Origin of the sequence: Phenylobacterium sp., assembly GCF_036402295.1 — a bacterium.
Lineage (GTDB): Bacteria > Pseudomonadota > Alphaproteobacteria > Caulobacterales > Caulobacteraceae > Phenylobacterium.
The window spans coordinates 1-5,238 of record NZ_DASWTE010000227.1 but is presented as its reverse complement, the minus strand read 5'-3'; the positions used below and the strand labels follow the sequence as shown (position 1 = coordinate 5,238).

General features: G+C 69.8%; 6 protein-coding genes. 4 read left to right on the top strand and 2 right to left on the bottom strand.

Annotated elements, in window-relative coordinates:
* Positions 1-350, bottom strand: a 350-nt coding sequence (locus VGD44_RS13975) for an iron-containing alcohol dehydrogenase (protein ID WP_331088051.1), incomplete at its 3' end; no start/stop codon positions are given.
* 306 nt (positions 351-656) lie between these two features.
* Between VGD44_RS13975 and VGD44_RS13970 the strand changes: the two genes are divergently transcribed.
* From VGD44_RS13970 to VGD44_RS13955, 4 genes are all read left to right on the top strand, one after another.
* Positions 657-1,283, top strand: a complete 627-nt coding sequence (locus VGD44_RS13970; protein ID WP_331088049.1) for a TetR family transcriptional regulator C-terminal domain-containing protein — start codon at positions 657-659, stop codon at positions 1,281-1,283.
* Positions 1,284-1,578: 295 nt separating this feature from the next.
* Positions 1,579-2,136 carry a helix-turn-helix domain-containing protein gene (locus VGD44_RS13965; protein ID WP_331088047.1) on the top strand — a complete coding sequence of 186 codons (558 nt, stop codon included), beginning with the start codon at positions 1,579-1,581 and terminating at the stop codon, positions 2,134-2,136.
* A 403-nt stretch (positions 2,137-2,539) separates the two neighbouring features.
* Positions 2,540-4,363 carry an AMP-binding protein gene (locus VGD44_RS13960; RefSeq protein ID WP_331088045.1) on the top strand — a complete coding sequence of 608 codons (1,824 nt, stop codon included), beginning with the start codon at positions 2,540-2,542 and terminating at the stop codon, positions 4,361-4,363.
* A 59-nt stretch (positions 4,364-4,422) separates the two neighbouring features.
* A complete protein-coding gene (locus VGD44_RS13955) occupies positions 4,423-4,824 on the top strand; it encodes a nuclear transport factor 2 family protein (RefSeq protein ID WP_331088043.1) in 402 nt (133 codons plus the stop codon).
* A 188-nt stretch (positions 4,825-5,012) separates the two neighbouring features.
* On the opposite strand, the gene VGD44_RS13950 is transcribed toward VGD44_RS13955, so the two are convergent.
* The coding region (locus VGD44_RS13950) for a YciI family protein (protein WP_331088041.1) at positions 5,013-5,238 on the bottom strand (226 nt) is incomplete at its 5' end.

The following is a 5,238-nucleotide window of genomic DNA, read 5'->3' as shown; positions in this document are numbered from 1 at the left end:
ATCTCGTGTTCCATGCACATCGCGACGATCTTGACCACGTCGACCACCGAGCCGCCGCCCACGGCCACCAGGAGGTCGGCGCCCGCAGCCGTCGCCGCCCTGGCGATTTCGACCGCGTTGGCCCGGGTCGTGTGCTGCGGCACGCCGTCGAAAACCCCGACGCAGCTTTCGCCCAGCTTCCGGCGGATCATCTCAATCTCGTCGGTCGTCGTGTTCAAGGTGCGGCTGACTACGAGGAAGACGCGCGCCGCGCCGAGGCGCAGCGCCTCGGCCAGGACCGCCTCGGGCGCCGGTTGCCCGAAGATCACCCGGTCCATCGGCGGAAAGTTCTGGACGCCCGCGAGCCGCATCTTCGCTCCTCCTTGCTTTTCCCGTCGCGCTGCGTGCGCGTCAGGCTTTTCCTACGGTAGAACCAAATCCGCGACCGCGATAGTGTCAAAATAGAACGTACAAGCGTGCGGCGTGGAGGTGCGCGCGTTGCGTACAGGTCCAGCTGCGCGAAGCGCCACCCGCCGGCTGTCGGAGCAGGGCGTACCCGGCGATCGTCGCAGGGCATGCGGCACGACTGCGAAAAGGTGGGAAAACGGAACCTTGTCATGATTCATCCGGCCGCTATGATTGGGCGGGCGGACGCCGCCTGCAGCGGAAGGGAAGAGATGACCACGCCCGCCAGCACGCCGCCGCGGTCTTTCCAGCGCACGATCGCGGCCTGGACCGGTCCGTCAGCCGGCCGTGCGGCGGGGGCCGCCCCGCCGAGCAGCCATCGCGTCACCTTCCGCGCGCGGTCCGTCGAATTCGGCGCCGTCGTCCTCGAGGCGGACTTCGAGGACGCCTGGCGGGGCGGCGTGCGCGAGCTGGGCGCGGGAGCCCTGGGAGCACTGCTGGATGCAGCCTTCGAAGCGGCGGCCCAGACAGTGACGCACGAGCCGCTCCACGCCCTGTCGCTGGACGAGGTGTGGCGCCTGACGGGCTGTCCGCTGAAGGCGCTGAGCGCCGACCTCGACGACCGGCCCGGCCCGGCGCGCGATCTCCTGAAGGCGCGCCTCGCCGAATTCCGGACGGCCGTGGCGGCCGAAGTTCGGCGGCTTCGCGACCCGCCGCTCACTGAGGACGAGGCGCGCACGGCCTATTTTGAGCTGCGCAGCTACTTCCTCGGCTACTCGGATGCGCGCCGCATGATGGGCGACGAGTCCGCGCAGCAGCATCTCGTCGCGTCGCTCGAAGCCCTTCTGGACCGGGCGGCGGGCGCGGCGCTCGCCGCGCCAGGACGGGCTCGGATCTGAAGCTTGCGTTTTCCGAAGCGCCGCGTCGCCGGCGCCTCGCCGATGCCCGCTGGCGAATCAATCAGAACTCACGGGGAGAGGCGTCGGGTTCCGTTCCAAGGGATGTCGCCGGAACCATGCGTGCGTCGGGCGGCGGTCGCTGCGGCCTGGACCGCCACCGAGGGTGGAATGCAGCGCTGGACGTGCTATATGGGTTCATATTCGGCATTCGCTCCCGGCATATTGGTCGGGGTGTTAGGTATTGAAATGGAGATTGGCCGTGCAGTGGAGCGAGCTTGAGGATCAAGCATGTTCTGTGGCCCGCACGTTGTCGGTGATCGGCGACCGTTGGACCCTCATGATCCTGCGCGATTGCTTCCTGCGGGTCCGCCGCTTCGACGACTTTCAGGAGCGGCTCGGGATCGGACGCCCCATCCTGTCTGACCGTCTGAACAAGCTGGTGGACGCCTTCGTGCTCACGAAGGTGGCTTATCAGACCAATCCCACGCGGTACGAGTATCGCCTGACGCCCAAGGGCCTGGACCTCTACCCGGTGGTCATGTCGATCGTGCATTGGGGCGACGTGCACATGGCCGGCAAGAAGGGCCGGCCGCTGCTGCACCAGCATCTCAGGTGCAACTGCCAGTTCGATCCGGTGATGGTCTGCTCGGAATGTCATGAGGTGCTCGATCCGCGCGAGGTTCGCACCGCGCCCGGACCGGGCGCCCGCCACCCGCAACACCTGCCCATCGAGCTTGCCGAGGCGCTCCGCCGCGGGCCGGCGAAGGAGAGGGCGGGCAGCGGTGGCGACACCAAGCCGAAGGCCAAGGCGGGCGCCAGCCCGAAGCGACGGGCGAAGGCCGCGGTCGCCTGATCCCACGCCCGCCGGCGCGCAACGCGTGGGCCGCGATGCGGCTGCGCAGGCGTGAATTGGTCGGCAGCGCCGTCCTCGGCGCCGCCAGGCCGACCTTCACTGGCGCCGCGCCCCGCGGTCCGCCAGCGGCGGCGGCCGTGGGGTCTGCCGCGGTGGCCTGACCCCAAGCCAAGTGGGAAACTGGAATGCGCGCGGCGTGTTCCTCAGCTCGTCTCACGAGGAGAGAGGCTGGCCTATGTCGCCGCGGCGGCAAGAGAGACGCTCGCCTTGACGGATGCCAAAAAAGAACGCACTAAGGATGTGCTGGGAACCCGCCGTCCAGAGCGGACAGCTTTGCAAGAGCATCGATGCGCGCCGCGAGGCTGCGCCGTCGTGCGCCCGGCGGGCCGAAGGTGAGGAAACCATGGGCGAGACCCTGAACGCGACCGTCGACGTGGACAGCGGCTTCGCGCCCAAGGCCGTGGAGGTCAGCTACCGCGAAGACGGCTGCCTTATCCTGCGCTCGCCCATCGCTCTGACCGAGTGCCGCGCGCACCTCTGCGAGTATCTGCGGGATTGGGCGGAGGAAGCGCCTGCGCGCACATACCTCGCGGAACGCGACGCCGCCGGCGCGTGGCGGCGGCTCACCTACGCGGAGGCCTGGCGCCGCGTCCGCGCCATCGCGCAATCCCTTCTGGACCGGGACCTCACCCAGGATCAGCCCATTGCGATCCTGACCGGCAATTCCATCGAGCACGCGCTCATCACCTTCGCCGGAATGGTGGCTGGCGTGCCGGTCGCGCCCATCTCGCCGGCCTACAGTCTGCATCCCGAGGGACTGATGCGGCTGTCGGGCATCGCCGAGATCCTCAAGCCCGCGATGGTCTTCGTGCAGTCCACGCGCGGCCTGGACCGGGTCAGGACGCTGCCGGGCCTGGCGAACGCCGAGTGGGTCAGCGTCGAGCCGGACGCCACCACCACGAGCTTCGCGACGCTGGAGACGGGCGAGGCCACGGCCGAGGTGGACTCGAGGCTGGCCGGCGCCGGACCCGATGACGTGGCCAAGGTCCTGTTCACCTCCGGATCCACGGGGACGCCGAAGGGGGTGCCGCAGACGCAACGGATGCTCTGCAGCGCGATCCGAAGCGCGAGCCTGCTCGTCACGGACCAGGAGCCGCCGGTCGTGGTGGACTGGATGCCCTGGCACCACACCATGGGGGGCAACAACACCCTTCACGGCATCCTGCGGGGCGGCGGCTCTCTCTACCTGGACGACGGGCGCCCCACGCCGGACCTGATCGGCCGGACGATCCGGAACCTGAAGGAGATCCCCGTCACGTTCGTCCAGAACGTGCCGGCCGGGATCCAGATGCTCGTGGAGGCGATGGCGCAGGACGAAGAGCTTCGGGCGAGCTTCTTCCAGCGCATCCGCAGGCTCCTCTATGCCGGCGCGGCGCTGCCGCGGGACACCTGGGAGCGCCTCCAGGCCCTCTCGATCGCGACGCGCGGGCGCCCGATTGCGGTCACCTCCGGCTACGGGGCGACGGAGACGGCGCCGGGCATCTGCAGCACCTACTGGGCCTGCGAAGGGCGGGGCGAGATCGGACTGCCCCACCCGGGCGTCGAGGTGAAGCTGGTTCCCGCCGGCGACCGCTACGAGATCCGCGCGCGCGGCCCGAACGTGATGCCGGGGTATCTCGGCCGGCCGGATCTCAACGAGGCGGCCTTCGACGAGGAAGGCTTCTACAAGGTCGGCGACGCGGTCACCTTCGTGGATCCCCGCGATCCGCGGGCAGGCCTTCGCTTCGCCGGACGCCTGAGCGAGAACTTCAAGCTGTCGAACGGATCCTGGGTCATCACCGGCGAGCTGCGATCCGCGGTGATCGCCGCGGCGCCGGCCATCGCCGAGGCGGTGGTCGCCGGCCAGGACCAGGACGATGTCCGGCTCCTGGTCTGGGCGGCGCCGGCGCTCCGTGCGGACCTGGCCCTCGACGGGCTGAGCGGTGAACCTCTGGAGGCCGCGCTGCGCGCGCGCATCGCCGAGGAGTTGCGGGCCTACAACGACCAGAACGCCGGGGCGACCCGGCGCATCCGGGCGTTCGCCGTTCTCACGGCGCCGCCCTCGCTCGGCGCCGGGGAAGTCACCGACAAGGGCAATGTGAACCAGCGGGCGGTGCTGGCCTCCCAGGCCGAGCTGGTCGCGGATCTCTACGCCACCAAGCCCTCCGACCGGGTGGTCGTCCTGTAGGCGAGCCCACCGGTTCCAGCGCACGGCGCGCTCGTTTGATCCGCCTCACGGAGACCGAAATGACAAAGACGCTCGAAGAGGCCATGGCCGGGAATTTCGCCGCGCTCGACGCCATGTTGAAGGGGGACAGCAGCGGCTACGTAGCGCTGCTCTCCGATCGTGACGACGTGACCTGGGGCAACCCGTTCGGTCCCTTTGCGCGCGGCCGCGAGAAGGTCGTGGCCACCTTGGCCAGCGCCGCGGCGCGCATGCCGGGCGGCCGGGCCACCGACGCCGATGACGTGGCCACATACCTGGCCGACAACCTCGCGGTTGTGGTCCAGGTGGAACACGGAGAAAGGGCCGGGGAGGCGGACGGCCCGACGCCGGTGGCCCTGCGGGTCACCAGCGTCTATCGGTTGGAAGCCGAGGCCTGGAGGCTCGTTCACAGGCATGCGGATCCAATCACAACGCCGCGCTGAGCCGTTCGGGTGATTTCGGGATCGCGGACTCCTCGACAGTCGACGCCGGGCCGAAGGTCCGCCGCGCCCCCGCCTCGCGGGAGCCCCGGGCGGCGGCCGCCTGAACCCGACGACACGTCGCGCGGCCGGCCTGGGGCGGCGATCCTCCAGTCCCGGCTGGCGGTCCAGGCGAAGGGTCGCCGCCGGGCTCAGCCGCGCGAACGCAGGTGCAGCATCGCGAAGTGCTCGTAGTGGCCTGCGCCGTTTCTCACCACCGGGTCCTGTGAGGTGTAGGCCGCGATGTCCGCATCGTCGGCGATCTGATAGAGCGACACGCCGTAGCCGCCTGCCGGATCCATCACCGGCCCATGGGCGACGATCACGCCCTGGTCGAGCAAATCGTCCAGGTAGGCCGCATGCTGCTGCATCCAGGCG

Excerpts from the sequence above, each read along its gene's own strand:
- VGD44_RS13970 (WP_331088049.1), top strand. The coding sequence starts at position 657 with ATGACCACGCCCGCCAGCACGCCGCCGCGGTCTTTCCAGCGCACGATC.
- VGD44_RS13960 (WP_331088045.1), top strand. The coding sequence starts at position 2,540 with ATGGGCGAGACCCTGAACGCGACCGTCGACGTGGACAGCGGCTTCGCG.
- VGD44_RS13955 (WP_331088043.1), top strand. The coding sequence starts at position 4,423 with ATGACAAAGACGCTCGAAGAGGCCATGGCCGGGAATTTCGCCGCGCTC.